20 protein-coding genes are annotated in these 24,589 nt (G+C 68.6%); 5 read left to right on the forward strand and 15 right to left on the reverse strand.

Annotated features, from left to right (window positions below; translation table 11 throughout):
- Positions 1-92: 92 nt before the first annotated feature.
- Entirely contained in the window at positions 93-479 is a 387-nt protein-coding gene (locus tag TFU_RS08655) for an Rv3235 family protein (protein ID WP_049754951.1), read from the reverse strand.
- Between the two features lie 198 nt (positions 480-677).
- Between TFU_RS08655 and TFU_RS08660 the strand changes: the two genes are divergently transcribed.
- The 3 genes from TFU_RS08660 (at position 678) to TFU_RS08670 (ending at position 3,979) form a co-directional block, all read left to right on the forward strand.
- On the forward strand, positions 678-1,469 hold the full coding sequence (locus TFU_RS08660; RefSeq protein ID WP_011292183.1) for a glycerophosphodiester phosphodiesterase: 792 nt from the start codon (positions 678-680) through the stop codon (positions 1,467-1,469).
- A gap of 62 nt (positions 1,470-1,531) precedes the next feature.
- Positions 1,532-2,914, forward strand: a complete 1,383-nt coding sequence (locus tag TFU_RS08665) for an MFS transporter (protein WP_011292184.1) — start codon at positions 1,532-1,534, stop codon at positions 2,912-2,914.
- Positions 2,915-3,589: 675 nt separating this feature from the next.
- A complete protein-coding gene (locus TFU_RS08670) occupies positions 3,590-3,979 on the forward strand; it encodes an RNA polymerase-binding protein RbpA (protein WP_011292185.1) in 390 nt (129 codons plus the stop codon).
- A 59-nt stretch (positions 3,980-4,038) separates the two neighbouring features.
- On the opposite strand, the gene TFU_RS08675 is transcribed toward TFU_RS08670, so the two are convergent.
- The 3 genes from TFU_RS08675 to lnt form a co-directional block, all read right to left on the reverse strand.
- Entirely contained in the window at positions 4,039-4,818 is a 780-nt protein-coding gene (locus tag TFU_RS08675; protein ID WP_038043809.1) for an HAD-IIA family hydrolase, read from the reverse strand.
- Between the two features lie 362 nt (positions 4,819-5,180).
- Positions 5,181-5,723: an FxsA family protein gene (locus TFU_RS08680; protein ID WP_016188816.1), complete on the reverse strand. Its 543-nt coding sequence runs from the start codon at positions 5,721-5,723 to the stop codon at positions 5,181-5,183.
- A 148-nt stretch (positions 5,724-5,871) separates the two neighbouring features.
- On the reverse strand, positions 5,872-7,455 hold the full coding sequence (lnt, locus tag TFU_RS08685) for an apolipoprotein N-acyltransferase (RefSeq protein ID WP_011292188.1): 1,584 nt from the start codon (positions 7,453-7,455) through the stop codon (positions 5,872-5,874).
- A 566-nt stretch (positions 7,456-8,021) separates the two neighbouring features.
- On the opposite strand from lnt, the gene TFU_RS08690 reads away from it, so the two are divergent.
- The gene (locus TFU_RS08690) at positions 8,022-9,254 is read left to right on the forward strand and encodes an ABC transporter ATP-binding protein (protein ID WP_011292189.1); all 1,233 of its coding nucleotides are present in this window, start codon (positions 8,022-8,024) and stop codon (positions 9,252-9,254) included.
- A gap of 82 nt (positions 9,255-9,336) precedes the next feature.
- Here TFU_RS08690 and TFU_RS08695 read toward each other — a convergent pair whose 3' ends face one another.
- The 7 genes from TFU_RS08695 to TFU_RS08725 all read right to left on the reverse strand — a co-directional run bounded on the left by TFU_RS08695 (position 9,337) and on the right by TFU_RS08725 (position 18,795).
- On the reverse strand, positions 9,337-10,467 hold the full coding sequence (locus tag TFU_RS08695) for a glycosyltransferase family 4 protein (protein WP_041428078.1): 1,131 nt from the start codon (positions 10,465-10,467) through the stop codon (positions 9,337-9,339).
- Between the two features lie 464 nt (positions 10,468-10,931).
- On the reverse strand, positions 10,932-13,775 hold the full coding sequence (locus TFU_RS08700) for a DEAD/DEAH box helicase (protein ID WP_011292191.1): 2,844 nt from the start codon (positions 13,773-13,775) through the stop codon (positions 10,932-10,934).
- A 97-nt stretch (positions 13,776-13,872) separates the two neighbouring features.
- Positions 13,873-14,748: a diacylglycerol/lipid kinase family protein gene (locus TFU_RS08705; protein WP_011292192.1), complete on the reverse strand. Its 876-nt coding sequence runs from the start codon at positions 14,746-14,748 to the stop codon at positions 13,873-13,875.
- A 38-nt stretch (positions 14,749-14,786) separates the two neighbouring features.
- Complete coding sequence (locus TFU_RS08710) at positions 14,787-15,170, reverse strand: DUF397 domain-containing protein (protein ID WP_011292193.1); 384 nt, start codon at positions 15,168-15,170, stop codon at positions 14,787-14,789.
- 48 nt (positions 15,171-15,218) lie between these two features.
- Entirely contained in the window at positions 15,219-16,031 is an 813-nt protein-coding gene (tatC, locus tag TFU_RS08715) for a twin-arginine translocase subunit TatC (protein WP_016188819.1), read from the reverse strand.
- A 137-nt stretch (positions 16,032-16,168) separates the two neighbouring features.
- On the reverse strand, positions 16,169-16,474 hold the full coding sequence (gene tatA / locus TFU_RS08720) for a Sec-independent protein translocase subunit TatA (RefSeq protein WP_011292195.1): 306 nt from the start codon (positions 16,472-16,474) through the stop codon (positions 16,169-16,171).
- Between the two features lie 293 nt (positions 16,475-16,767).
- Positions 16,768-18,795 (reverse strand): helix-turn-helix transcriptional regulator, encoded by a 2,028-nt coding sequence (locus tag TFU_RS08725; protein WP_011292197.1) that lies wholly within the window; start codon positions 18,793-18,795, stop codon positions 16,768-16,770.
- Positions 18,796-18,877: 82 nt separating this feature from the next.
- Between TFU_RS08725 and TFU_RS08730 the strand changes: the two genes are divergently transcribed.
- Positions 18,878-19,951, forward strand: a complete 1,074-nt coding sequence (locus TFU_RS08730) for a DUF3866 family protein (protein WP_173668143.1) — start codon at positions 18,878-18,880, stop codon at positions 19,949-19,951.
- Positions 19,952-20,035: 84 nt separating this feature from the next.
- On the opposite strand, the gene TFU_RS08735 is transcribed toward TFU_RS08730, so the two are convergent.
- The 4 genes from TFU_RS08735 to TFU_RS08750 form a co-directional block, all read right to left on the reverse strand.
- Positions 20,036-21,172 (reverse strand): FKBP-type peptidyl-prolyl cis-trans isomerase, encoded by a 1,137-nt coding sequence (locus TFU_RS08735; RefSeq protein WP_011292199.1) that lies wholly within the window; start codon positions 21,170-21,172, stop codon positions 20,036-20,038.
- Positions 21,173-21,323: 151 nt separating this feature from the next.
- Complete coding sequence (locus TFU_RS08740; protein ID WP_011292200.1) at positions 21,324-21,647, reverse strand: histone-like nucleoid-structuring protein Lsr2; 324 nt, start codon at positions 21,645-21,647, stop codon at positions 21,324-21,326.
- A gap of 382 nt (positions 21,648-22,029) precedes the next feature.
- Entirely contained in the window at positions 22,030-23,115 is a 1,086-nt protein-coding gene (locus tag TFU_RS08745) for a Zn-dependent alcohol dehydrogenase (RefSeq protein ID WP_011292201.1), read from the reverse strand.
- Positions 23,116-23,150: 35 nt separating this feature from the next.
- On the reverse strand, positions 23,151-24,569 hold the full coding sequence (locus tag TFU_RS08750; RefSeq protein WP_011292202.1) for an aldehyde dehydrogenase family protein: 1,419 nt from the start codon (positions 24,567-24,569) through the stop codon (positions 23,151-23,153).
- Positions 24,570-24,589: the final 20 nt, after the last annotated feature.

Genomic DNA, 24,589 nt, shown 5'->3' on the forward strand with positions numbered 1-24,589 from the left:
CGAAACCGGGAGCCTGCTCTGGGCGAGCCGAACGCGGCCCTCCCCGGCACCTGCCGGGCTGTTCCGCGTCCGGCTCGGTTCTCCTCGCGGTCTTACCGACTCGCGGTCTCAATATCGGTACACAGCCAACGGTAGTCGGCGTGGATCACCCGAAGCGCCAGCGCGTGGCGCCGCTCCCCGTAACGGACAACCCCGTTGATCTCGGTGACTCCCGGCTCGTAGGCCTCCATCCACACGTGGCGCAGCCGTGGCCGCTGCCGCATCGCGAAACAGCCGGCTTGCCCCTGCAAGCTCCGGTAGGCGTCCTCGGAAAGCCCCCACCGCAAGTGGTCAGGGTTGCGGTGGCCGGCGAGCACTTCGGCGACGAGCTGGGTGAAGTGCGGCCAGTCTTCCTCTGGCCGGATCCGGCGGCGGGCCGGGCACGGGGGGATGCGTCGAGTGTGGCGCACATAACGGTGGGCGTCCGCAGCGGTCGTCATAGCGCCTCCTTCGGAACGGCTGGATTTCCGGAATCCGTCACCCGTTCCAGAGTCGCTCCGCGGCCTTCTCGACCATCAGATCCGAGTTTTCCCGCGCACCTTTCCTGTTGGTCCGCATATCGACCAGTGCTTCACGATCTGCTGTTTTCTGTACCCCTCCTGTTATCCGGTGCTCGCCATACTGGTCGCGTGAGTGATGTGTACCTCGCCAGTCCCGTCCCCATCGGCCTCGCCCACCGGGGCGGCTGGCTTATTGATCAGCGCGGGCAGGTCCGTACCGATCTGGAGAACACCGCGGCCGCGTTCGAACACGCGGTGCGCTTGGGATACCGCTATCTGGAAACCGATGTGCGGGCGACTGCTGACGGGGTCCTCGTGGCTTTCCACGACCCCGTGCTGGACCGGGTCACGGATCGTTCCGGCGCGATCGCCACACTGCCCTACGCTGAAGTAGCCCGGGCGCGGGTCGGCGGCAGCGAACCGATCCCGCTGCTGGAAGACCTGCTGGGCTCACTGCCTGATGCCCGGTTCAACATCGACGTCAAAGCCGACTCGGCCGTCGAACCGCTGCGCCAGGCCCTGCGCCGCACCAACGCCTGGCACCGGGTGTGCGTGGGCTCCTTCAGCCAGGCGCGGCTCGAACGGGTGCGCCGCACCTTCGACCGGCGGGTAGCCCTGTCCAGCGGTCCGGTGGACGTGCTGCGGCTGCGGGCCGCCTCCCTCCTGCCGCTGCTGCTGCCGCTGGCCCGCCGCGACGTTTCCTGCGTGCAGATCCCCGTGCACTACCAGGGGTTTCCTCTGGTCACCCGGGACCTGGTCGCAGCCGCACACCGTCTCGGCATCCACGTCCACGTGTGGACCATCAACGATCCTTTTCTGATGGAACGCCTCCTGGACGCGGGAGTGGATGGCATTATCACTGACAACGTCACCGCCCTGCGGCGCATCCTCGTCGACCGCGGGCTGTGGCCCGCGACATCCACTTCCTGACTTCGGCGGCCTGGTGGCCGCTGGTGTTGTGACCCCATCCCCCACACGAGAGAAGCATCGCCGTGTCTACTTCCCTCCCGGCGTCCGCGCCCACCCCTTCCAGTTCCGACGCTGAAGCCAGGCTGCTCCGTAAAGAACGGCGGGCCTGGTACATGTACGACTGGGCGCAGTCGGTGTTCAACACCACTGTGATCACGGTCTTCCTCGGCCCTTACCTGACTGCGCTCGCCTCCGGGGCTGCCGGTCCTGACGGCAAGATCAGCGTGTTCGGCTGGATGATCACGCCCGCTTCCCTCTACCCCTATGCCACGTCCCTGTCCGTGCTGATCCAACTGGTGCTGCTGCCCGTGCTCGGCGCGGTGGTCGACACCAGCGGACGCAAACGGGAACTGCTGGGTGTGACCGCCTACCTCGGTGCGTTCGCCACCATGGGCCTGTACTTCGCGGCGGACGACCGCTACCTGCTCGGTGCAGCCCTGTTCGTCGTGGCCAATGTCGCGTTCGGGGCTTCTATCGTGGTCGCCAACTCGTTCCTGCCCGACATTGCCTCGGAAGAGGAGCGCGACACTGTCTCCTCCCGAGGCTGGGCGATGGGCTACCTGGGCGGGGCCCTGCTGCTCACCCTGAACCTGGCCCTCTTCCTCAGCCATGAGAGCTTCGGCTTGGAAGAAGGCCACGCGGTGCGGATCTGCATGATGTCGGCGGGCGTATGGTGGGCGATCTTCACCATCATTCCGGTGGCACGGCTCCGCAACCGGCGCGCCGGGTCGCTGGAGGTCCCGGCACAGCGGATCGCTGTGGGCCGCAGCTTCGCGCAACTGTGGCACACCATCACCAGTCTGCGCGCCTACCCCCGCACCCTGCTGTTCCTGGTCGCCTACATCATGTTCAACGACGGGATCCAGACCGTCATCGCCTTCTCGGCGACCTTCGCCGACCAGGCGTTGAAACTGGACCAGAGCGTGCAGATCGGCACCATTCTCATGGTGCAGTTCGTCGCATTCGGCGGAGCGCTGCTGCTCGGCGCGATCGCCCGACGGGTCGGCACGAAGAAGACCATCCTGGGCAGCCTCGTGGTGTGGACCGCGGTGGTCGCGGTGGCTCCCCTGCTGCAGGAAGGCGCGGCCGTGCAGTTCTTCGCGCTGGGCTTCTTCATTGCGATCGTGCTGGGCGGCACCCAGGCGCTGTCGCGGTCCCTGTTCTCCCTGCTCATTCCCAAGGGCAAGGAGGCGGAGTACTTCGGCCTCTATGAGATCAGCGACAAAGGCTCGGCGTTCCTGGGGGCGCTCGTGCTCGGTGTGGTGTTGGACACCACGGGAGGCGACTACCGGCTGGCGATCCTGTCGCTCATCGTGTTCTTCGCGCTCGGTTTCGTGCTGCTGCTGGCCGTCAACCTTCCCCAGGCGATCCGTGCCGTGGGGAACCGGGTCCCCGAAAAACTCTGAGCGGGTCTCAGCTGCGCGGCGCGTCTGCCGCGCCCGGGGAGGAAGGCGGGCCGTGGGCTCGCCTTCTCCCCTCGCCGCAGTCCGGACGCTTGTCCGGGGTGCCGTGCTCCCCGGTCTGGAGGCCGGGATTCAGCCTGCGCGGTAGGCGCACCACTTGGGTCGTTTCCTGTTTCGCCCGGTCCGGTCCGCTGGAGGCGGGGGCCTTCCCCGCCCGTCCAGCGGTGAGGAGGGTATGCGCGGCGTGGCTGAGCGCCGCCGAGCACCCGGCGGGCGAACCTGGGTGGCGGGTACGGAAGATCCGCCTAACGCGGACGCAGCCGGTCCGCTTTTCAGGACACCATGCTCAAGGGCTGCAATCCTGGTGTGCCTGGGCTGCACGCCCAGCAACCGGGTCCGGTCCAGCGGGCTCCCGGGTCCTGATGCTGCGTCTGCGCGTCCCGCTGCCCGGAACATCCCGCGCAAAGTTTCCCTAAAGCTCCTTTGAGCTGGGCAGATTCCGTGTCCGTGCCGCAAGGGCGGGCGTCCACAATGCGGAGGTCAGCGGTCCCGGCTGTGGGGCTGCTGTGAAGGCGGGGCATTGTCGCACGGTTGGGTACTCACCGTCCGGGGAATCTTGAGACCGACCACTGCGTTCATACCCATGAGACCGCAAGAGCGCCTGGAGGCACCCATACGATGGCCGAGCGAGCACTTCGCGGAACCCGACTTGGGGCGATTAGCTACGAAAACGACCGCAATACCGACCTGGCTCCGCGCCAGGAGGTCACCTACACCTGCCCTCGGGGCCATCGCTTCGCCGTCACTTTTGCCTCGGAAGCGGAAGTCCCGGTGACCTGGGAGTGCCGCTTCTGCGGTGAGAACGCTCTAGTGGTCAACGGCGAGAAGAAACCGGCAGAAGAGAAGAAGACCAAACCTGCACGGACCCACTGGGACATGCTGCTGGAGCGGCGCAGCCTGGAAGACCTGGAAGAGGTCTTGGCGGAGCGGCTGGAAGTACTCCGCGCTCGGCGCCGCGAAGAGCAGAAGCAGATGCGTTCTCTGTCTCAGGAGCGGCGAAGCGCCTGAGGGCAGACGAAGGGCGGTCCAGGAGCGTCCTGGACCGCCTTTTGTCATTTCCGCGGTGCTCAGTCAGCGGAAGTCGGCGTGGTGAACGGATCGTGGCTGCGGCCCACCAGTTCGGCGATCGACCCGAAGACGGCGGTGGGGCGGTAGGGGAAGCGCTCTGCGGTGGACGCGTCGGAGATCCCCGTCAAGACGAGGATGGTCTTCATTCCTGCTTCCAGTCCGGAGCGCACGTCGGTGTCCATTCGGTCACCGATCATCACCGTGTTCTCCGAGTGCGCTCCCAGGGTGCGCAGCGCCGAGCGCATCATCAGCGGGTTGGGCTTGCCCACGTAGTAGGGCGAGCGCCCGGTGGCCTTCTCGATGAGTGCGGCCACTGCCCCGGTCGCCGGAAGCGACCCTTCACGGCTGGGACCCTTCTCGTCCGGGTTGGTGGCGATGAACCGGGCACCGTTCTCCACCAGCCGGATGGCGCGGGTGATCGCTTCGAAGCTGTAGGTGCGGGTCTCCCCCAGCACCACGTAGTCGGGGTCGCTGTCGGTGAGGACGTATCCGGCGTTGTGCAACGCGGTGGTCAGTCCTGACTCCCCGATCACGTACGCGGAGCCGCCGGGCCGCTGCTCCTGCAGGAAGCGGGCCGTGGCCAGCGCCGAGGTCCAGATGGACTCCTCGGGGATGTCCAGTCCGCTGCGCAGCAGCCGCGCCCGCAAATCCCGAGGAGTGTAGATGGAATTGTTGGTCAACACCATGAAGCGGGTGCCGTTGGCGCGCAGTTCCGCGACGAACTGGTCAGCCCCGGGGACAAGGTGCTCTTCCCGGACGAGCACCCCGTCCATGTCCATCAGATAGTTGTAACCGGATTCTTGCATCACGTACCGATTGTCCCATTGGTGGCCTGTACGGTGGGCCGCGCGACGCGGTGGCGGCGTCCGGTGAACCGTGGCTGGTGCCGTTTGCAGCAGGCCGGTTCCCTCTCTGGTGGCCCCGCTCCAGGTGTCCCGGCGCCGGACCGGTATCGCGGATCGTGTCCAAGAGGTCACGAGGGCGGCCCGCGACCGGAGTCTATGCGTCTTTGGCGGGGGGAGACAGGGGATCGCGGCAGGGTTTCGCCGTCTCGGCTTCCCGGGTCCGGCAGAGTGCGACGGCGGCCCGCGGCCCTGGACGGGCGGAAGCCCCGCGGCCCTGGACGGGCGGAAGCGGGGGCTTAGCGGAGGGCGGGCGGGGCGCTGTCCCCCGGGCTGTTCCCCGGGTCGGGTTCGTCGTAGATGATGCGGCCCTGAATGATGCGGCCGGCACCGGGCCGCGGGTCACCGCCCGCGGGGGATGCGCCGGAGACGTAATCCTGCAAGGTGAGCAGGTCTGCTTCCATGCGGGCGCGCATCCGCTCCACGCGCCGCTGGAACCAGCGGTTGACGGCTCCGCGGAGCAGCGGGCGGGTCACGGGAAGGGCGAGGAGCGCACCCAGGATCCCGGTGAGGAACCCGGGGAGGATGAGAAGGGCGCCGCCAGCCAGCAGCATCAGAGTGTCCACCAGGTCAGCGCGGGGCGGCACCCCGGTGCGCAGCGCCTGCTGGGCGTCGAGGTAGGCGCCGCGTCCGGCTCGGCGCACCACCAGCACGCCGGTGAGACTCAACGCGCCCAGTGCCACGATCGTCCAGGCCACGCCGATCTGGCCGGCTACGAGGACGATCAGCCCGATCTCCACCAACGGCAGCGCCATGAGCGCGAGCACGGTCAACAGCGGCATAGTGCCCCATTCCACGCCGGATACCACTCTCTTCTTTTCAACGCGGCATTCCCGCGATGCGTTCCCCCTGCGGGGAATCCGCGCGGGAAGAACCCGCGCGGCAGGGCGGTCGGGCGGGACGCAGCAGGCCACCGTCCCGGCCTCCAGATCAGCCGGTGGGGGACGGTTCGGTCTTCTGCTGGTCCAGCTGCCCGGTCCGCAGCGCACTCCCCGCTGTGCGGCGGGCACGGACGAGGGCAGCGACGACCGCGCCCAGCCCGGCGAGGGTCAGCGCAAGCTCGGGAAGCGCGCCGAGCCGGGTTGCCGGGGTCAGTCCGCGCATCGCGGGAATCTCCGCGACGTGGACGGCGGGTTCCGCTTCGGGTGAGCGGTAGAGCACCTGTCCGCGGGCGTCGACCACGGCGCTGATCCCGCTCGTGGCGGCGATGACAGCGGGCCTGCCGTGCTCGACCGCACGCAGCCGGGTGATGGCCAGCTGCTGGTCGGACTGCCCGGTGAAGTTGTAGTTCGCGTTGTTGGTGGGCTCCACGATGATCTGCCCGCCTTCCGCGACGGCTTCGCGCACTGGGCGGTCGAAAGCGATATCGAAGCAGATGGCTACCGCGACCGTGGTGCCGTTCAGTTCCACCGCCCCCGGCTCGGTGCCGGGGACGGCGTCGCTGCTCACCTGTTCCAGGCGGGAGATGACGGTGGCGAACACGTCGCGGAAGGGCACATACTCCCCGAAAGGCACCAGGTAGCGCTTGGTGTAGTGGTCGCCGGGTCCGGTGTGCGGGTGCCACACCACGCTGCGGATCTCGCGTTCGGTGCCGTCGGGGCTGTAGCGGGTGATGCCGAACAGCAGCGGCGCCCCGATGTCCGCGGCGGCCTCGGAGATGAGGGAGGCGGCGTACGGGTCGGCGTAGGCGTCGATGTCGCTGGCGTTTTCCGGGAGGATGACCATCTCGGGCTGGGGCACTTCGCCTTCGCGGACCAGCCGTGCCAGTTCATGCACGCCGTCCACGTGGTTGCGCAGCACCTGCATCCGTTCGCCGAGGATGTTCATCTCGCCCACGTTGGGCACGTTGCCTTGGACGAGGGCGACGGTCACGGTGCGCTCCTCGTCCAGAGCGGTGGCGTGCAGGGCCAGGGTGCCTCCCAGAGGGAGGAGCACGATCGCGGTGAGTCCGCCGGTGAGGGCGAGCAGCGGTTGGCGTGCTCCCGGTTGGCAGTAGACCCCTTTCAAGGCGCGGGCTGCCGCGACGAGTGCCGCACCGGTCAGCGCGACCATGAAGGTGACCAGTGCGGAGGAGCCGAGGGCGGCATAGCCCGCGAACGGGCTGTCTGGCTGGCTGAACGCCAGCTTGCCCCAGGGGAAGCCGCCGAGCGGGAAGCGTGCGCGGACGAACTCCTGGACCACCCACAGTGCCGCGGTCCACAGCGGCCAGCCGGGCAGCCGCGCCACCAAGGCGATCCCCATCGCCATGGGGATGAAGTAGACGGTTTCCGCGGCGGCGATGACCAGCCAGACGTCGATGCCGAAGACTTTCTGCCAGTGGACGAGCGGGACCATGAGGGAGGCCCCGGACAGCGCGCCCAGCCAGGCAGCCCGCCGGAGGTCCACCCCGTAGACCGCGGCTAGCAGCAGTGCCGGGCTGAGAACCGCGAGAGGCCACAGGCCGTACGGTTCTAGGGCGGCCAGCTGGGCCAGCCCGGACAGTGCAGCAGCCAGTGCGCGAAGAAGCAGGGTCACGCGCCAAGCCTACGGGGTGGTGGCGGGCGAGGGGAACGCGCGGGACTGCGGGGGTGCGGAGAAAGGCCCGCCCACCCTTCGGACCGGTTCCGTCCCGTAGGCGGCGAGCTCGGAGACCGTTGTCTACTGGATGTTCGGGCCTTTTCCGGGTCCAACCCCCCGCCCGGCTGCGGTGTACTGGTCCTCCCACGCCGTGCGCCGAACCTGGTACATGGCGCGGCGTTTAACGCACGAGTGCCCAGGCCGCGAGCCGGTCCGTCCAGCGCTGGACTGGCCGCCAGCCTACCCAGACTCTCGCGCTGGTCCACCACCGCGTGCGTCCGTGTGTCGGCCGCACGAGGGCGGAAACAGCGCACGGCTGTGACGCCGTGGTCTGGTTGACGGCGCGTGTCAGGCTAACGCAATGCCGCTGCTGATGCCAGTCCTCACCGTCCCGAAAAAATCGATCAATTCGATCAGAGAATCGATCAATTTTTGCGGATAGGTAGACAAATCGATCACTCTGGTGTTCGATCTGAGTGACATACCGATCCGTCATCGGTCAGAGACGAAGGAGCTGTGCACTCATGGCCGAGATCGTCCTCAGCGGCGTCGACAAGGTCTACAGCGGCGGCGTCAAAGCCGTGGACAACCTCAACCTCGAGATCAAGGACGGCGAGTTCATGGTGCTCGTCGGTCCGTCCGGATGCGGCAAGTCGACCGCGCTGCGGATGATCGCCGGCCTGGAGGAGATCACCGCGGGCACCCTCACCATCGGCGGCAAGGTCGTCAACGACCTCCCGCCGAAGAGCCGCGACATCGCCATGGTCTTCCAGAACTACGCCCTCTACCCGCACATGACGGTGGAGCAGAACCTGGCGTTCGGTCTGAAGCTGCGCAAGACCCCCAAGGCTGAGATCGAGCGCCGGGTCAAGGAAGCCGCGGCCATGCTCGGTCTGGAGCCCTACCTCAAGCGCAAGCCGGCCGCGCTCTCCGGTGGTCAGCGCCAGCGTGTGGCGATGGGCCGGGCCATCGTCCGTGAACCGCAGGCGTTCCTCATGGACGAGCCGCTGTCCAACCTGGACGCCAAGCTGCGCGTGCAGATGCGCGCCTCCCTGCACCAGCTCCACGAGCGGCTGGGCGTCACCACCGTCTACGTCACCCACGACCAGGTCGAGGCGATGACCCTGGGCGACCGGGTGGCGGTCCTCAAGGACGGCAAGCTGCAGCAGGTCGACACGCCCAAGAACCTCTTCGACCACCCGGTCAACCTGTTCGTCGCCGGGTTCATCGGCTCGCCCGCGATGAACTTCGTCAACGCCCGCATCGAGGCGGAGAACGGCGGCGCCGCGCTGCGCTTCGCCGAGCACGTGCTGCACGTCAGCGAAGAGAGCCTGCGCGAGCACCCCGGCCTGGAGAAGTACTTCGGCCGCGAGATCATCCTGGGCATCCGCCCGTCCGACTTCGACGACGCCAACTTCGCTTCCCACCGCGGCAGCACCATCAACGTGACCGCCAACGTCACCGAGGAGCTCGGCACCGAGATCAACGTGATCTTCGCGGTGGACGCCCCGCCGGTGCAGCACGAAGCCACGGCCGCGCTGGCTGCCGGGGCCGCCGGCAACGGGGACAGCGACGACGCGGCGCTGCCGCTGGCCGGTGAGAACAAGACCTTCTTCACCGCCCGAGTCAACCCGCGCAGCTCGGTCCGCCCCGGCCACCCGATCTCCTTGACCGTGGACACCCGCCGCCTGCACTACTTCGACCCGTCCAGCGGTCTGGCCATCGGCCACCCCGCCAACACCGCGGCCGGCGTCTAGTCGACGGAGCGTTCATCGTCCACACTTCGGGGCGTCCCTTGCCGGGGCGCCCCGACTGCTTGCAGCCCGGTGCGGCCGCAGCTCAGTCCAGCAGCGCCAGCATTCGCTCCGCCGACGCCTGCCACGTCCACTCGGCCAGCACCCACTCCCGGCCGCGTTTACCCATCGTCTGCGCGGTCTCCGGGTCAGCCAGCAGAGCTGCGGCATGCTCGGCGACCGCCGCGGGATTCCGGCCGTCGACCACGAACCCGGTGTCGCCGTGCTGCACGGTGTCGGGCGCTCCCCCTGATGCGCCGACCAGCACCGGGAGTCCGCTCGCAGCAGCTTCCAGGTAGACGATGCCGAGCCCTTCCGCTTCCAAGCCGAACCGCCGGGTCCGCGAGGGCATAGCGAACACGTCGGCGGCAGCGAAGAACGCGGGCAGCTCCGCGTGCGGGCGGCCGCCCGTGAAGACGACGGCCTCGGCCACCCCCGCCCGTTCCGCGAGCGTGTGCAGACGCCGCTCATCCGGTCCTTTCCCCACGACCAGCAGCCGAGCGTCCGGAACCCGTTCCCGGATCTGCGGCAGCGCTCTGATCAGGGTGTCCACGCCTTTGCGCGGTACGAGACGCGCCACACACAACACGACCGGCGCGTCCCCCAGCCCGTAGCGGCCCCGCACCCCGGAGCCGTCCACGTCCGGGTGGAACAGGTCAGGGTCCACCCCGGGCACAAGCCGGACCAGTTTCTCCCGGTCCGCGGGGGCTAACGCGCGCTCCAACGCGGACCGGGTGAACCGGCCCAGGTAGGTGAGGGCATCGACATGCCGTCCGATACGGCGCAGCAGCGCCCGCGAACCCGGCAGCCGCGCCCACCACACTTCGTGTCCGTGCGTCATGGCGACAATCCGGCGGGCTCCGGCCGCGCGCAGGCGGCGGGCTGCTAAGCCCAGCGGGGCGGCCGCCCCGAACAGCACCCGGTCGCAGGCGTACTCCCGTAGCAGCGCGGCGGCCCGGGCAGCCACCCGCGGCGTGGGAAGCAGCGTGGTGGCGCGGTCCCGGACTACGGGAAAATCCAGCCGCGCGTCGAAATCGCCGTCCCCCGGCGACGTGGAGGTGTAGACGACCACGCCACCGTGGCAGGCCAGGCGGACGGCCAGTTCATAGCAGAACGTCTCGATTCCGCCCTGGCGCGGTGGAAAGTCGTTGGTCACCAAGAGTGTCCGCCCCGGCATCAGTTCAGGCCCCCGTCCTTTGTCGTTTCTGGTCCTGACCGTGGTTTTTAGTCGCCTCAGCCGCATATCCACAGCGAGACCCACCGGAGCCGGTCAAACGTTATACGGAAATCTCTCCCTTGCAGGGAGGACAGCATGAGGCATGCGCCGGCCCCTGCCCCTTCCTCTGCCCCCATCGCGCTGGAACGTGCAGACCTGGGGGGTTTCGCCGGTGACGCACGGCGCCAGGAAAAAGGCAACGGTCATACCCCACGGCGGCAGATGACCCGAAAAGCGGAGTCTGTCGCTGTGTTCCCGCAGCACCTGCCCGCTTGACCGCGCCCGGGCCGGTGTGGCGCCCCTTCCCGGCTGGTCGGCAGCACACCACGGGGATGCCGGAACCGGTGCACCGGCATCCCCCGTGGCTTAGAAGGACGGTCTGCGGCTCGGGATACTGCCCGCGGGCTGCCGCGGCAGTGGCGGTGTCAGCCCACCGAGGTGTAGGCGACCACGCCGCGCATCAGCTTGTCGGCGGCCTGCCGCGCCGTGGTGCGCACCCCGCTGGCCTCCGGCACGGCCTGGGCGATCTGCCCCAGCAGGTCGATGAGCTGCTTCGTGGAGCGTACGAAGTCGCCCGCCGGCATCCCCGCCTCGTTGAGGATGTGATCCAACTGGTCGCCGCGCGCCCACCGGTAGGTGGGCCAGACGAAGCCCAGATCCGGTTCCCGCAGGAAGGACACGCGGTGCCGGTGTTCGATATCGCTCAGCTCGCCCCACAGCCGCATCATGGCGTTCAGCGCCTCCTCGACAGGGCCGGACGGCACGCGGGCGAACACCTCGTCAGGCCGCCGCGACTCGTACACCAGCGCGGACACGCAGGCGGCCAGCTCCTCCGGCCCCAGCGCATCCCACACGCCGCGCCGCAGCGACTCGGCTGCCAGCAGGTCCAGCTCCGAGTAGATGCGGCTGAGCAGCCGCCCGTCCTCGGTGACGGTGTCGCCCTCCAAGTAGTCCAGTTCCTGCAGCACTCCGCAGACCCGGTCGAACGTGCGGGCGATGACGTGGGAGCGGCTTTCGATACGGCGCTCCAGTTCCTCGGTCTCCTTCTTCAACCGGAAGTAGCGTTCCGCCCAGCGGGCCCGGTCCTCCCGGCCTTCGCTGTGGTGGCAAGGGTGCTCTCGGATGCGAGCACGCAACTCCGCGATCTCCGGGTCCTCTGGGGCCCCGTCGCGCACCCGGTGCCGGATCGGAGCCGTGGGAAGAGTCTCCAGTTTGCTGCGGAGCGCTGACGCCAGGTCGCGGCGCGCCTGCGCGGAACGCGCAGAGAACGACTTCGGTATCCGCAGCCGCCCTGTCGGCTCCACCGGGATCGGGAAGTCGTTGGCGCTGACCCGTTTCACCTGGCGGTTCACGGTCAGCACGAGCGGGACAGGCAGCGGGCCCTTGTCCAGCCCCGGGTCCAGCACGACGGCGTAGCCGGCGTGGCGTCCCGACGGGATACGGATGATGTCGCCGGTGCGGAGCGCACGCAGGCTGCGTTCCGCTTCCTTGCGGCGTGCCGTGCGCCGGTTGCGTTGCGCGGCGCTCTCCAAGTCGGAGAGCCGGCGGCGCATCGCCGCGTACTCCATGAAGTCGCCGCGCGGGTCGTAGGCGGCTTTGGCGTAGCCTTCCAGCGCCTCCTGCTGGGCGCGGAGCTTCCGCACCAGACCCACCACGGAACGGTCCGCCTGGAATTGGGCGAAGGAGGACTCCAGCATGGCCCGGCCGCGTTCCCGACCGACCTGCGCGACCAGGTTGACCGCCATGTTGTAGGACGGCTGGAAGCTGGAGTTGAGCGGATAGGTGCGGGTGCCCGCCAGCCCGGCGACCATCTCCGGGTCGGTGCCTGGCTGCCACACCACGACCGCATGCCCCTCCACGTCGATGCCCCGGCGTCCCGCACGGCCGGTGAGCTGGGTGTACTCGCCAGGGGTGAGGGCGACGTGCGTCTCCCCGTTCCACTTGTCGAGCTTTTCGATGACGACAGTGCGGGCGGGCATGTTGATGCCCAGCGCCAGTGTCTCCGTGGCGAACACGGCGCGGATCAGGCCGCGGGAGAACAACACTTCCACCACTTCTTTGAAGGTGGGCAGCATCCCGGCGTGGTGGGCGGCGATCCCGCACTCCAATGCCTGCAGCCACTCGGAGTAGCCGAGCACGTTGAGATCCGCCGGAGGGATCTCGGCGCACTGCCGTTCCGCGTACTCGCGGATCTCTGCTGCTTCCTCCGGGGTGGTCAGCACCAGCCCGCTGGCCACGCACTGGCGCACCGCCTCATCGCAGCCCGCCCGGCTGAAGATGAACGTGATGGCGGGCAGCAGGCCTTCGCGGTCGAGCTGTTCGACGATCTGTGCCCGAGTGGGCGGCGCGAACCTGCTCCGCGGCCGGGGAGCACCGCCGCGGGCCCGCGCCTGCGGGTGGCGGCGCTGGTAGGCCAGTTGGGTGAGGCGGGCGTCCTCTTCGGCGAACCGGATGAGTTTCGGGTTGACGTGGAGCCGTTCCCCGCCGACCTCGATCTCCACGGTGCGCTGCCGGGCATGCCGGGACCGGCGGCGTTTCCGGGAGCCGCGTCCGTTCTTCTCCTCTTCCTGCCCGGTGTCGGTGCCCTCCGGTTCCACGAACAGGTCGTGGATGCGGGTGCCCACCATCATGTGCTGCCACAGCGGCACGGGGCGTTTCTCGTCCACGATCACCGACGTGTCGCCGCGCACCTGCTGGAGCCACTGGCCGAACTCCTCGGCGTTGCTGACCGTGGCGCTCAACGCCGCGATCTGCACGGATTCGGGCAGGTGAATGATGACTTCTTCCCACACCGCGCCGCGGAACCGGTCAGCCAGGTAGTGCACCTCGTCCATGACCACGTACGCCAGGCCCGACAGTGTGGCGGAGCCCGCGTACAGCATGTTGCGCAGCACCTCGGTGGTCATCACCACGACAGGCGCCTCACCGTTGATGCTGTTGTCCCCGGTGAGCAGCCCCACCTTGTCGGAGCCGTACCGGCGCACCAGGTCGGTGTACTTCTGGTTGGACAGCGCCTTGATCGGGGTGGTGTAGAAGCACTTGCGACCGTCACGCAGCGCCAGGTGGACAGCGAACTCTCCCACGACGGTCTTTCCGGAACCGGTGGGTGCGGCGACCAGCACCCCATGCCCCGTCTCCAAGGCTTTGCAGGCCCGGATCTGGAAGTCGTCGAAGTCGAACCCGTAGAGATTCTGGAACTCCTCGATGGTGGGGCTGGACTCCTTTTGTCGCCTGCGGAACTCGGCGTAGCGGGCGGCATAAGTGCTCATACTGGTCAGCCTAGAGGGTGGGAGGGGCAACGCGTCGTGTTCTTTTACTCACCGTGGCTGGCCGATGGCCATACCAGGCAAGACCGGTCTTATCGGTTCAGTGGTCGGTCACCATGCGCACCGAGCCGGGGCGGACCTCGCAGACCAGCGGGGGCGCGGCGAGACGTTCCCCGTCGGCGTGGGCGACGACGTCGCCGGCCACGCTGAGGGAGACATGTCGGCCCCGCAGCACGGTAACCTCGGGCAACTCCAGGTGGGATCCGGTGAAGACGCGAGGAAACAGGCGGAGGAAGCGGAGCCGGCCCACCTCGCGGACCACGATCACGTCGAGCAGCCCATCGTCGGGCCGGGCCTGGGGGCAGATCAGCATGCCGCCGCCGTAGCAGCGGGTGTTGGCCACTGCCACGAGCATTCCCGTGGTCTGTACGCGCTGCCCGTCGACGTCGACGGTGTAGTCGAGCGGGGTGAACGCGCCGAGCTCGGCGAGGACCCCGGCCACGTAGTCGAGACGGCCGAGGCTCCTCCGGAAACGGTTGACCCGCTCGTTGACGCGGGAGTCGAATCCGCAGGCGAGCACACTCAGATAGTGGCGGCCCGCCACATGTACCGTGTCCACCTGCCGTGTGTGCCCGGCCAGGATAGCCTGGGCGGCCGCATCAGGTGCGCGGGGCAGCCCCAGTTCGCGGGCGATATCGTTCCCAGTGCCCGCACCCACCACACCCAGCGGGATGTCGGTGCCGACCACGGCTTGCAACGCCAAGTGGACCAGGCCGTCCCCGCCGACGGTGACGAGCACGTCGGGGCGCTGCGCGACGAGCTGGTCGACGAGCCGGGCACTGTCCCCGGCTGACTCTCCCATGAGCAGGCGCACCTGGGCGCCCCGCGCACGCAGCCGCTCACGCAGCGCGGACGCGACGACGGCGGCTCGGCGGCGCCCGGAAGCGGGGTTGACCAGCAGGGTGACAGTCGGCACGGGGGATGGAGGGGGTTGCGGCGCAGGCCGGGCCTGGCCTAGTCGGACTCAGTGGATGGAGCGGTCTGCTTGTTCAGCGGGGAAGGCACCGCGGTCACCGGGACTTCGCCGCGCTGGATCGCGATCTCCTCGGGGGTCAGGTACTCCTCAGGGATGTCGAACTCGCCGTCCTTAGCGCCGAGCACGAACGCTTCCCACTCTTCAGGAGTGAAGAACAGGATGCCTTTGTCCGGGTTCTTCCCGTCGCGGATCGCCCGGTAGCCGTCGTCGAATTTCGCGACCTCCACGATCGCTTCGGAGTCGTCCCGCGACAGCGAGGACCGCATCCACACCACGTTGCTGGTGTCGTGCCATTTCTCGTTTCCGCGAGCCTCAGGCGGAAGGTCGCGGCGGGGCGTGGCGGAAGTGTGCTGTTCGTCCATGGGGCTCTCCCGTGAATGGTGTCCGGATCTCACGACCGGCGCGGGATGCTAGCGGTTCGACGTGCTTTCGGTCGTGCTGTCAAAGTCATTAAGCGGGGAGATCTCGTCGTCGTCAAGCTCTGCCAACGGATCACGGTTCCTGCTGCGGCGCCGGTCGTTGATGAAAGCGATCAGTTCCGCTGTTTCAAACAGCGCCACCATCGGAATTCCCAGGGCCAGCATAGTGAACGGGTCCCCACCGGGAGTAGCAACGGCGGCAAACAGGAAGATCAGGAAGATGATGATGGACCGCCACTTGCCGATGATGCGGTGGGACAGCACCCCCATGAAGTTGAGCAGCACCACGATGAGCGGCAGGACGAAGGCAGCGCCGAACACCGCCAACATCATGATCATGTAGTTGAGGTAGTTGTCGAGGGTGATCAGCGCGGTCGCACCCTCGGGGGCCAGGGAGAACATGATCTCCATGCCCTTGGCGGTGACGTAGTAGGCCAGCACCGTGCCCGAGAAGAACAGCGGGACCGCGAACCCCACGAACAGGTAGGTGTAGCGCTTCTCCTTGCCGCGTAGCGCGGGCGCGACGAACGCCCACAGTTGGTACAGCCACACCGGGCTGGAGACCAGCAGGCCGACGATGACAGCGACTTTGAAGCGCAGGTTGAACCCGTCGAAGATGCCGGTGAAGTTCAACCCGCAGTGGTCGCTGCCGCGCACCTCGGCGGAGAGCGAGCAGAAAGGCTGCTGCAGGAATTCCCACACCGGGTCGAAGACGAGAAAGCCGACCACGAGGCCGACGCCGATGGACAGCATCGATCTGAGCAGCCGGTCCCGCAGTTCACGCAGGTGCTCCATCAGCGGCATGCGCGCCTCAGGGTTCGCCTTCCGCTGCCGTCGTGTCCTCATCGCTGTACGTGTTCTCCGCCTCACCCGGTACCGACCGCGTGCCTCCCCCGTCCCCACGGGTGGTCACGCGACTTCGCTGGTTCGCCCCTCGCGGCTCAGGTCCCGTAGGGGCGCTGGATGCGTTCCCCGGAGTTGTCCACGATCCGCTGACCTGGCGGAAGCTGCGGGTAGCTGCCCGACTGCTGCTGGGTGCCGGGCTGCTCGGTGCGGGCCTCGGCCTGGTGGGTCTGGTCTGCGGTCTGCTGGGAAGTAGTGTCTTCCTCGCTCAGCCCTTTGGCTTCCGCGCGCAGGATGCGAGCGCTGCGGCCCAAGGAGCGCGCCAGCTCGGGCAGCCTCTTCGCGCCGAAGAGCAGCAGCGCGATTACCAGCAGGATGAGGATTTCTCTGGGCCCGATGCTCATGGTTGTGTCAGCCTCTCTGTGCGGCACTGCCTGCGCCACCGATGGTACGTCCTGGTCTGGCCACCCGTCCGGCGGGTGGGTGGTGGCTGGTCTCGCGGACCGCCGCGCGCAGCAGGTCCCATCGCTTCCCTACCGCCGCGTGAGCGACGCGGAGTTCGTTCGCTAACTCCTGGGCACCCGTGCACGATTGCACCGCGCACGCCCCTGCAGCGAGCGCCCCGGCCGCAACGATGAGCACGGCAACGGTCCACAGCACGTCTTGAGCCTACTCAATCCAGGGCGTAACACCACCCTCAGCGCTGGGGAACGTCGGGTCTTTCCTCCGCATACCGCTGCAGCGCCCGTTCAGCCAGCTCCCGGACCCGTGCCGCGAGCTCCCCGGGGGCGACCAGACGCCCGGTAGCGCCCAGCCGCAGCGCCAGCCGCACCGCCCAGCCGGGCTCCGGCGTGCGCAGTGTGGCGCGCACCCGTCCTCCGGGCAGTTCCTGCACCTCGGAGCAGACGTACTCTTCAGTGACCCAGCGCGCCGCAGGCTCCAGTTCGAATGTGACAAAAGCATCGTCGGCGGAGCGCTGCAGCACCCCGCTGCTCAGGTCGCGGCTGCGTACCCCGGCGGGCACTTCGGCAGCCACCGGCAGCACGTCCAGTTCGAGAATCCGGTCCAGGCGGAACAGCCGCACGTCGCGGCGGAGGCGACACCACCCTTCCAAAAAGTAGTGCCCGTCCTGCACGACCAGCCGCATCGGGTCGACTTCGCGTTCGCTGACCCGGTCGGCATAGCCGGACAGGTAGCGCAGGTGGACTCGGCTACCGGACTCCAAGGCTTTGCCGATGCGGTGCCGCAGCTCGGCGACCTCCGGGTTGTCGTCCACGCGCACGTCGACAGCGTCGGCGAGCTGGCCGGCAGCGCCCGCCACGTCGCGGAGCTTCTGCTCCACCCGGGCGAGCGCGACACTGTCCACGCCGGGCAGGTCACGGAGCAGGCGCAGCCCGACGACGAGGCTGGCTGCCTCGTCCGCGGTCAGCCGCAGGGGGGCGGCTAGGGTGTCCGCGTTGGAGATGATGATCTCCCCGGTTTCGGCGGCAGCCTCCACGTCCACGTCGATGAGATCGCCAGGGGTGTAGCCGGGTAGCCCGCACATCCACAGCAGGCTCAGGTCTTTGAGCACCTGTTTTTCGGTGAGTCCGAAGTGGGCGGCGACCTCGCTGACCCGCACGTCGTGGCTGAGGGCGTAGGGCACCAGCATGAGCAGGCGGCGCAACTGCTCAGTGGAGGTTCCGGCTCGACGCGACGCGGGGGGACGCGGCGTGCCAGGGAGTGGCGCGGGCGGGTCTTCGTCTGTCGCGGCCGCGACGGGTGCAGCTACGACGGCGCGCAGGTGGGCGACCACGGCTTTCCGGGCCTGTTCCGGTTCGCGTACCACCACGTGCTCGCCGTATTCGGCGACCCGCGCAGCCAAGTCGGCTTCGTCGACGTACGGGTACTCCACCACGTCCCATCCGGTGCCGCCGGTGCGCTCCCCCGCGACGATGCGCCGGGCGGCGCGGCGCAGCGCGTGGGCGGCGTCGGTGCGCGCCTCCAGCACTGCTACCTGCTCGGGTTCGGGCGGGCGCGCGTTGATCAGGGAACGCACGTCCACATCCTTCGGCACTTGCACCGGGGGAGCGCTGGTGTGGATCTGCACGTCGCCGACGATCCGGCTGAGACGGAAGACGCGGCGGGCACGGCGGTCCCGGTCGTAGCCGGCGACATACCAGTGTCCGGCGACGTTGGCGACCCCCCACGGTTCAAGCTCCCGGCGTTGTGGCGTGTCCTCTCCGGGTTTGCGGTAGTCGAAGCTGATGGGGCGGCGGTCCCGAACCGCCTGCCACACCGAGGGGAACGCGGGCTCGTCGGCGCCGAGAACCGAGGTGACCGCGGGCAGTGCCGCAGCGTCCACAGGCACTCCGACGCTGCGCAGTTTGAGCAGGGCGTTGGCGGCGGCCTCGCCGAGGACAGCGTGCCGCCAGGCGCGGGCGGCCAGGCCGAGTACTGCGGCCTCGTCGGGGCGCAGGTCGATTGGGGGGAGTTCGTAGTCGTCGCGGGCGATGCGGTAGCCGTCTTCGTCGCTGAGCGGATCGTGGCGGCCGGTGATGATCGGAATCCCTGCGTCGCGCAATTCTTTTTTGTCGCGCTCAAACATGCGTTTAAAGGCCGTGTCGCTTTCGACGTCCCCGTAGCCGTGGACGGTCGCCCGAATCTCTTGGGCACTGAGGAAACGCCTGGTGGCCAGCAGGCAGATCACCAGATTGAGCTGCCGTTCGGTCTTGCTCTGCGACATTTCCCGCCTTTCTGGACGCTGCCCGCGTACACGTGCGCCGGTTTCCCGGAATCGCGCCACCATGAACGGTACCGTGGCGCGCGTGATCAGATGGCGTGATGGACGGGTCCGTGACCTTGGCCGCTCGTGGCCTGGTGCAGTGGAGCTTGTCGTGGAGCTGGCCAGCGGGGAAGGCGAATGCCGGGCACTGGCCTATCCGGCACTGGTCGGCGACCCGCAACCGGGTGACCGGGTGCTGCTCAACACTACGGCGTTGGCGCTCGGGCTGGGAACCGGCGGTTATGCGTTCGTGATCGCCTTGCCCGACCGTCTGCCGCCCGACCCGAAAGGCCCCGGCCACTTGGTGAAGGCCCGCTACACCCCGATGCAGGCCACCGTGCTGGGCGCGGACGAGCAAGACTCCGAGCACCATGCGCTGCTGCGGGACGCGGACGGGATCGCGGGGATGCCGGTGGTGACCGCGGACCTGCACTCAGCACTTCCCGCCGTGGTGGCGGGGGCGCTGGCGGAGCGTCCCACCGCCCGGGTGGTCTACGTGATGCTGGACGGCGGGGCGCTGCCGCTGTGGTTCTCCCGCACCGTGGCGCAGTTGCGCGCGGCCGGGCTGCTGGCGGGGTCGGTCACCGTGGGGCAGGCGTTCGGCGGGGATGTGGAAGCGGTGACCGTGCACACCGGGCTGCTTGCAGCCCGGCACGTGCTTGCCGCTGATATTGCGGTGGTGGCGCAAGGGCCGGGCAACCTGGGAACGGGCACGCCGTGGGGGTTTTCGGGGGTGGCCGTGGGTGAGGCGGTCAACGCCGCGGCAGTGCTCCAGGGCCGTCCCGTGGGGGCGTTGCGGGTGAGCCAGGCCGACCCGCGCCCGCGGCACCGCGGGGTGTCCCACCACAGTGTGACCGCCTACGGGCGGGTGGCGTTGGCCCGCGCCGACGTGGTCGTGCCGCTGCTTGACGGGGAGTTCGGCGCGCGGGTGCGTGCCGAGGCTGCCGTGCTGGGCGAGCGGCACACTCTCGTCGAGGTGGAGGTCGACGGCCTGTTCGCGGCGTTGGAGGCCGTCCCGGTGCGGTTGTCCACGATGGGGCGCGGGCTCGCTGAGGATCCGGCGGCGTTCCTGGCAGCGGCGGCTGCAGGCCGGTACGCGGCCCGGATGCTGGGTTGAGGGACCCGCTGCCCGGGTAGTGCGGCCGGACCACGACGCGGGGCGGGGATCGATCCCCGCCCCGTCTCCGGCTCCGGGAAGCCGCTACTCTTCGGAGTTCTCCTTGTCGTCCGTGGACTCGTCGTCCTTGGCCTCCTCGGGAGCGGCTTCGCTTTCTTCCACGACCTCCGGCTCCTCTTCCTCTTCAGGCTTGGAGTTGTAGGCGCCGAGCAGGTCGACGACAAAGACGAGGGTGCCTTCCGGCTGGCCGCGCTCCGCAGCCTTGTCGCCGTACGCCTTGTCCTTGGGGATGACGAGCAGGACACGGCTGCCGACCCGCTGGCCGACCAGGCCTTCGTCCCAGCCTTCGATGACCCCGCCGACCCCGATCTGGAAGTGGAGCGGGTCGCCGTCGGTGTCTTCGTTCTCCGCGGCGGCGCGGTCCTCCAGCCCGGTGTTCCAGGTGGAGTCGAAGACCTCCCCGTCGTCCCAGCGCACGCCGGTGTACTGGACGACGATGTTCTGCCCCTTGGTGATCTCGGGCCCGTCGCCTTCGATGAGGGGGATGGCCTTCACGTCCTTGGGCGGGTCGGTGTCCTCCGGGATCGTGATCTCGGGCATGGTGCGCCCCTTGTCGACGACGGTGGGCATGTCCTCGCCGACGTCGGTGATCTGCTCACCGGGGACCACGTCGCCCTTGCCGTGGCGCGCGACGATGTCGACCACGGACACGGACGCTCCCTCGGGGGGCTCCTGCCCCATCATCTCGTACTGGCTGCGCTCCTCTTCAGTCGGCGGCGGGAAGAGGAACACGATCCGGGAGCCAACCGACTGGTTGACGATGGATCCCGCGAGGTCGTCGGGCATCCGCGTCAACGACAGCAGCTCGGGGGCGTCGTGCTCATAGGTGGAGCTGACCTGCTCCCCCTTGCCCTTGTCGGTCCACTGGTACTCCACGATGTGGGCGACCACGAGGTCGGTGTCGCGGATGAGGGCGCTGTCGTCTGTCCCGTGGTGGGCGACACCCGCGATCCGCTCTGTGGGCGGCTCGATGTCAGGGAAGGAGATTTCGGGCTCTTCGCCGACGGCACCGCTGACGACCGGGAGGCGGCTGTCGTACTCCTGCTCCGTCCGCATCAGCGCGGGGGTCTGCCACTCTTCGGGGATGACCCCGCATCCGGACGCCCCCAGCATCAGGGCGCTCACCGGCACCGCAAGGGCCACAGCCGCACGTCGACGCATGTTGTCACTACCTCAAGAGTCTGGCCACGGTCTCCGACACACTATCGGAGAGGGAAGGATGCCGTATCCGAGTAAGAGGTCGTTAAGAACTTGGGGGCACGTAACGGAATCGCGGTAGTTCTGCGACGATTCCGTGCCGTGCCCCGCTCTGTCATGCGTCGCCGGTCCGCTTCTGGTAGGCGTCCAGGATGTGCTGGGGGATCCGGCCGCGCTCACTGACCTCGTACCCTTGGGCCTGCGCCCACTTGCGGACCGCTCTCGTGTCGACCTTTGGAGTGCGGCTCTTGCGCCGGGGCCGGTTGGCGACCTTGCGTCCGGCTTTCACGTACGCCTCGAAGATGGAGCGGAGATCCTCGGCGTGGTCGGCGGACAAGTCGATCTCGTAGGTGACCCCGTCGATGCCAAAGGTGACGGTTTCATCGGCTTTGGAGCCGTCGAGATCATCGATGAGTTCGATAACCGTCTTCCGTGCCACAGTCTCTCCCCCTTTATTCTCGCTTTGCCGGCGTAAACACTATCGAATTACTGGGAAATTCCCGCGCTGCTTCCGCCTTCCCTTCGAGTCTTTCCCTGATATTGCCCGAATGCGACTCTCCTCACACCGGGACTTTCCTTCACCGGCCTCTCTAAGGTCTATACCTCTGCGGACCGTTCTCCTACCTTGATTGAACACTATGGGGGATGCGTCCGCCAAAGTATAAAGAAGACCCCGCATTTCTGCGGGGTCTTCCGATAGGCTCCCGGCCCGGTTGGCCCGGTTTCCGCAAACCGGTCTCCGCGGGGTTTTCAGGAAATCTTTCCGATGCAATCCTTCAAAACGCGACCGTGTTTCGGAAACTCCTTTCCCAGGGTAGGGGTCAGAACTCGACGAGGCTGCGGGCACCGCGTCCGGCGTGCAGCTCGGCGAGGGCGTCCGGCACGTCGTCCAAACCGATGGTCCTGCTGACCAGGGAGGAGAGGTCCAGCTCCCCGTCGCGGTAGAGCTTCAGCAGTTCCGGGACGTCCGTAGCAGGGTCGCTGCTGCCGTACAAGCAGCCCTGCAGGGTGCGGGCGAAATGGGGGATCTCCAGGGCATTGAGGGTCAGCGTGTCCGTGGCCGCGCCGAAGCCCACCACGGTGGCGGTGCCGCCGCGGCGGGTGCAGGACCAGGCGGCTCGGATGGTAGCGGCCCGGCCCACGCATTCGATGGCGTGGTCGACTCCCCGCCCGTCCGCGAGGGCGCGGATGCGCCGGGACAGGTCATCGCTGGGGGTGAGGAAGTGCGTGGCCCCCAGGGAACGGGCCAGCTCCTCTTTTTCTTCGACCGGGTCGACCGCGATCACCATGGCGGCGCCTGCGAGACGCGCCCCCTGGACGGCTGCCAGGCCGACCCCGCCCAGGCCGATCACGGCCACGGACTGTCCGGGACGCACCTGGGCGGCGTTGCGCACCGCTCCGACCCCGGTGAGCACCGCGCAGCCGAGGAGCGCGGCCTCGGTCGGGGGGATGTCTGCGGGGATCGCCACGCACGCGCTTGCGGGGACCACGGTCTCCTGGGCGAATGCGGCCACCCCCAGGCACGGGTGGACGTCGGTGCCGTCGGCGAGGGTCCCCCACACGCGGCGGGAGGCGTCGGCGGCGTTGGCGCACAGGTAGGGCTCGCCGTGGGTGCAGTGCCAGCAGGAGCGGCACGGCGGATTCCAGTTGAGCAGCACCGTGTCTCCGACGGACAGGTCGGACACTCCTGCGCCGACGTCGACGACGTGTCCGACTCCCTCGTGGCCCAGCACGGCGGGCATGGGGTGGGCGAGCTTGCCGGAGGCCAGGGACAGGTCGGAGTGGCACACCCCGGCGGCGGCCATGCGGACCCGGACCAGTCCGGGGCCGAGCTCGGGCAGGGCGACCTCTTCGATGCGCACGGGTTCGCCGGGGGCGCGGACCACAGCTGCGAGTGTGGTGGGCATGGTTCTCCTCGGGGTGGGATTGGTCGTGGGTGAGGTCACGGGAGCTGGACTGCCTTGACTTCGCAGAACTCCTCCAAGCCGAAGCGGCCCAGTTCACGTCCGTTGCCGGACTTGCGGTAGCCGCCGAAGGGCGCGGAGGGGTTGAACCGGCCGCCGTTGATGGCGACTTGACCGGTCCGCATCCGGCGGGCCACGGCGAGGGCCCGGTCGGTGTCGGCCGACCAGACCGCGCCGGAGAGGCCGTAGTCGGTGGCGTTGGCCAGTTCCACTGCGTCGTCGACGTCGCGGTAGCCGAGCACGGTGAGCACGGGTCCGAAGATTTCTTCGCGCGCGGCTGCGGCGTCGCGGTCCAGTCCCGCCAGTACGGTGGGGGCCACGAAGTATCCCTGTTCGGGCACGTCGGCGTCGGGTCCACCGGTGGCGAAGACCGCGCCGTCCTTGCGGGCCTGCTCCAGGTGCCCCAGGACGCGGCGGTGGGCGTCGGCCGAGGCCAGCGGCCCGATACGGGTGGCAGGGTCAGCGGGGTCGCCCATGGGTTTGCTGCGGGCCGCGTCCACGGCGAGGGCGACCGCTTCCTCGTAGCGGTCGTGCGGCACGAGCAGGCGGGTCAGGGCGGTGCAGGTCTGGCCGGAGTTGAGCAGGCAGTCGGAGACGACGGCTTTCACCGCGGTAGGCAGGTCGGCGTCGTCGAGGACAACTCCGGCGGATTTGCCGCCGAGCTCCAGGGCGACCTTCTTGACGGTGGCGGAGGCCACTTCGGAGACGCGGCTTCCGGCACGGGTGGAGCCGGTGAAGGAGATCATGTCCACGTCCGGGTGGGCCGCCAGTGCTTCGCCGACTACGGGGCCGGTGCCGGTGACGAGGTTGAACACGCCGGGTGGGAAGCCGACGGAGTCGATGATCTCGGCGAGGAGGAGCGCCGAGAGCGGGGCGATCTCGCTGGGTTTGAGGACGACGGTGCAGCCCGCGGCGAGGGCGGGGGCGATCTTCGCGACGATCTGGTGCAGCGGATAGTTCCACGGGGTGATGGCGCCGACGACGCCGATGGGTTCGCGGAGGATGAGGGAGTTGCCGATCTTCTCGGTCCAGGCGAAGTCCCGGGCGGTGGCGACGGTGTCCCCGAGAACAGTGAGGGGGAGTCCTACCTGGATGCGGTCGGCGATCACCTTGGGCGCGCCCATCTCCGAGGTGATGAGGGCGGACATCTCGGTGGCGCGCACGGCGAGTTCGCGGCGCAGGGCGTCCAGGTGGGCGAGGCGCTCTTCCAGGTCGGTGGTGGACCAGGCGGGGAAGGCGCGGCGGGCAGCGTGGACGGCGTGGTCGACCTCCTCGGTCCCGCACAGCGGGATGGTGGCGATGTCCTGGCAGGTGTAGGGGTTTTCCACCGCCATGCGGTCGCTGGTCTGGGGGGCGATCCACTGGCCGTCGATGTAGATTCGGTCGGTGGTGATCACGGTGCCTCCAGGCGTGGTCG

It is taken from the genome of Thermobifida fusca YX (genome assembly GCF_000012405.1).
Lineage (GTDB): Bacteria > Actinomycetota > Actinomycetes > Streptosporangiales > Streptosporangiaceae > Thermobifida > Thermobifida fusca.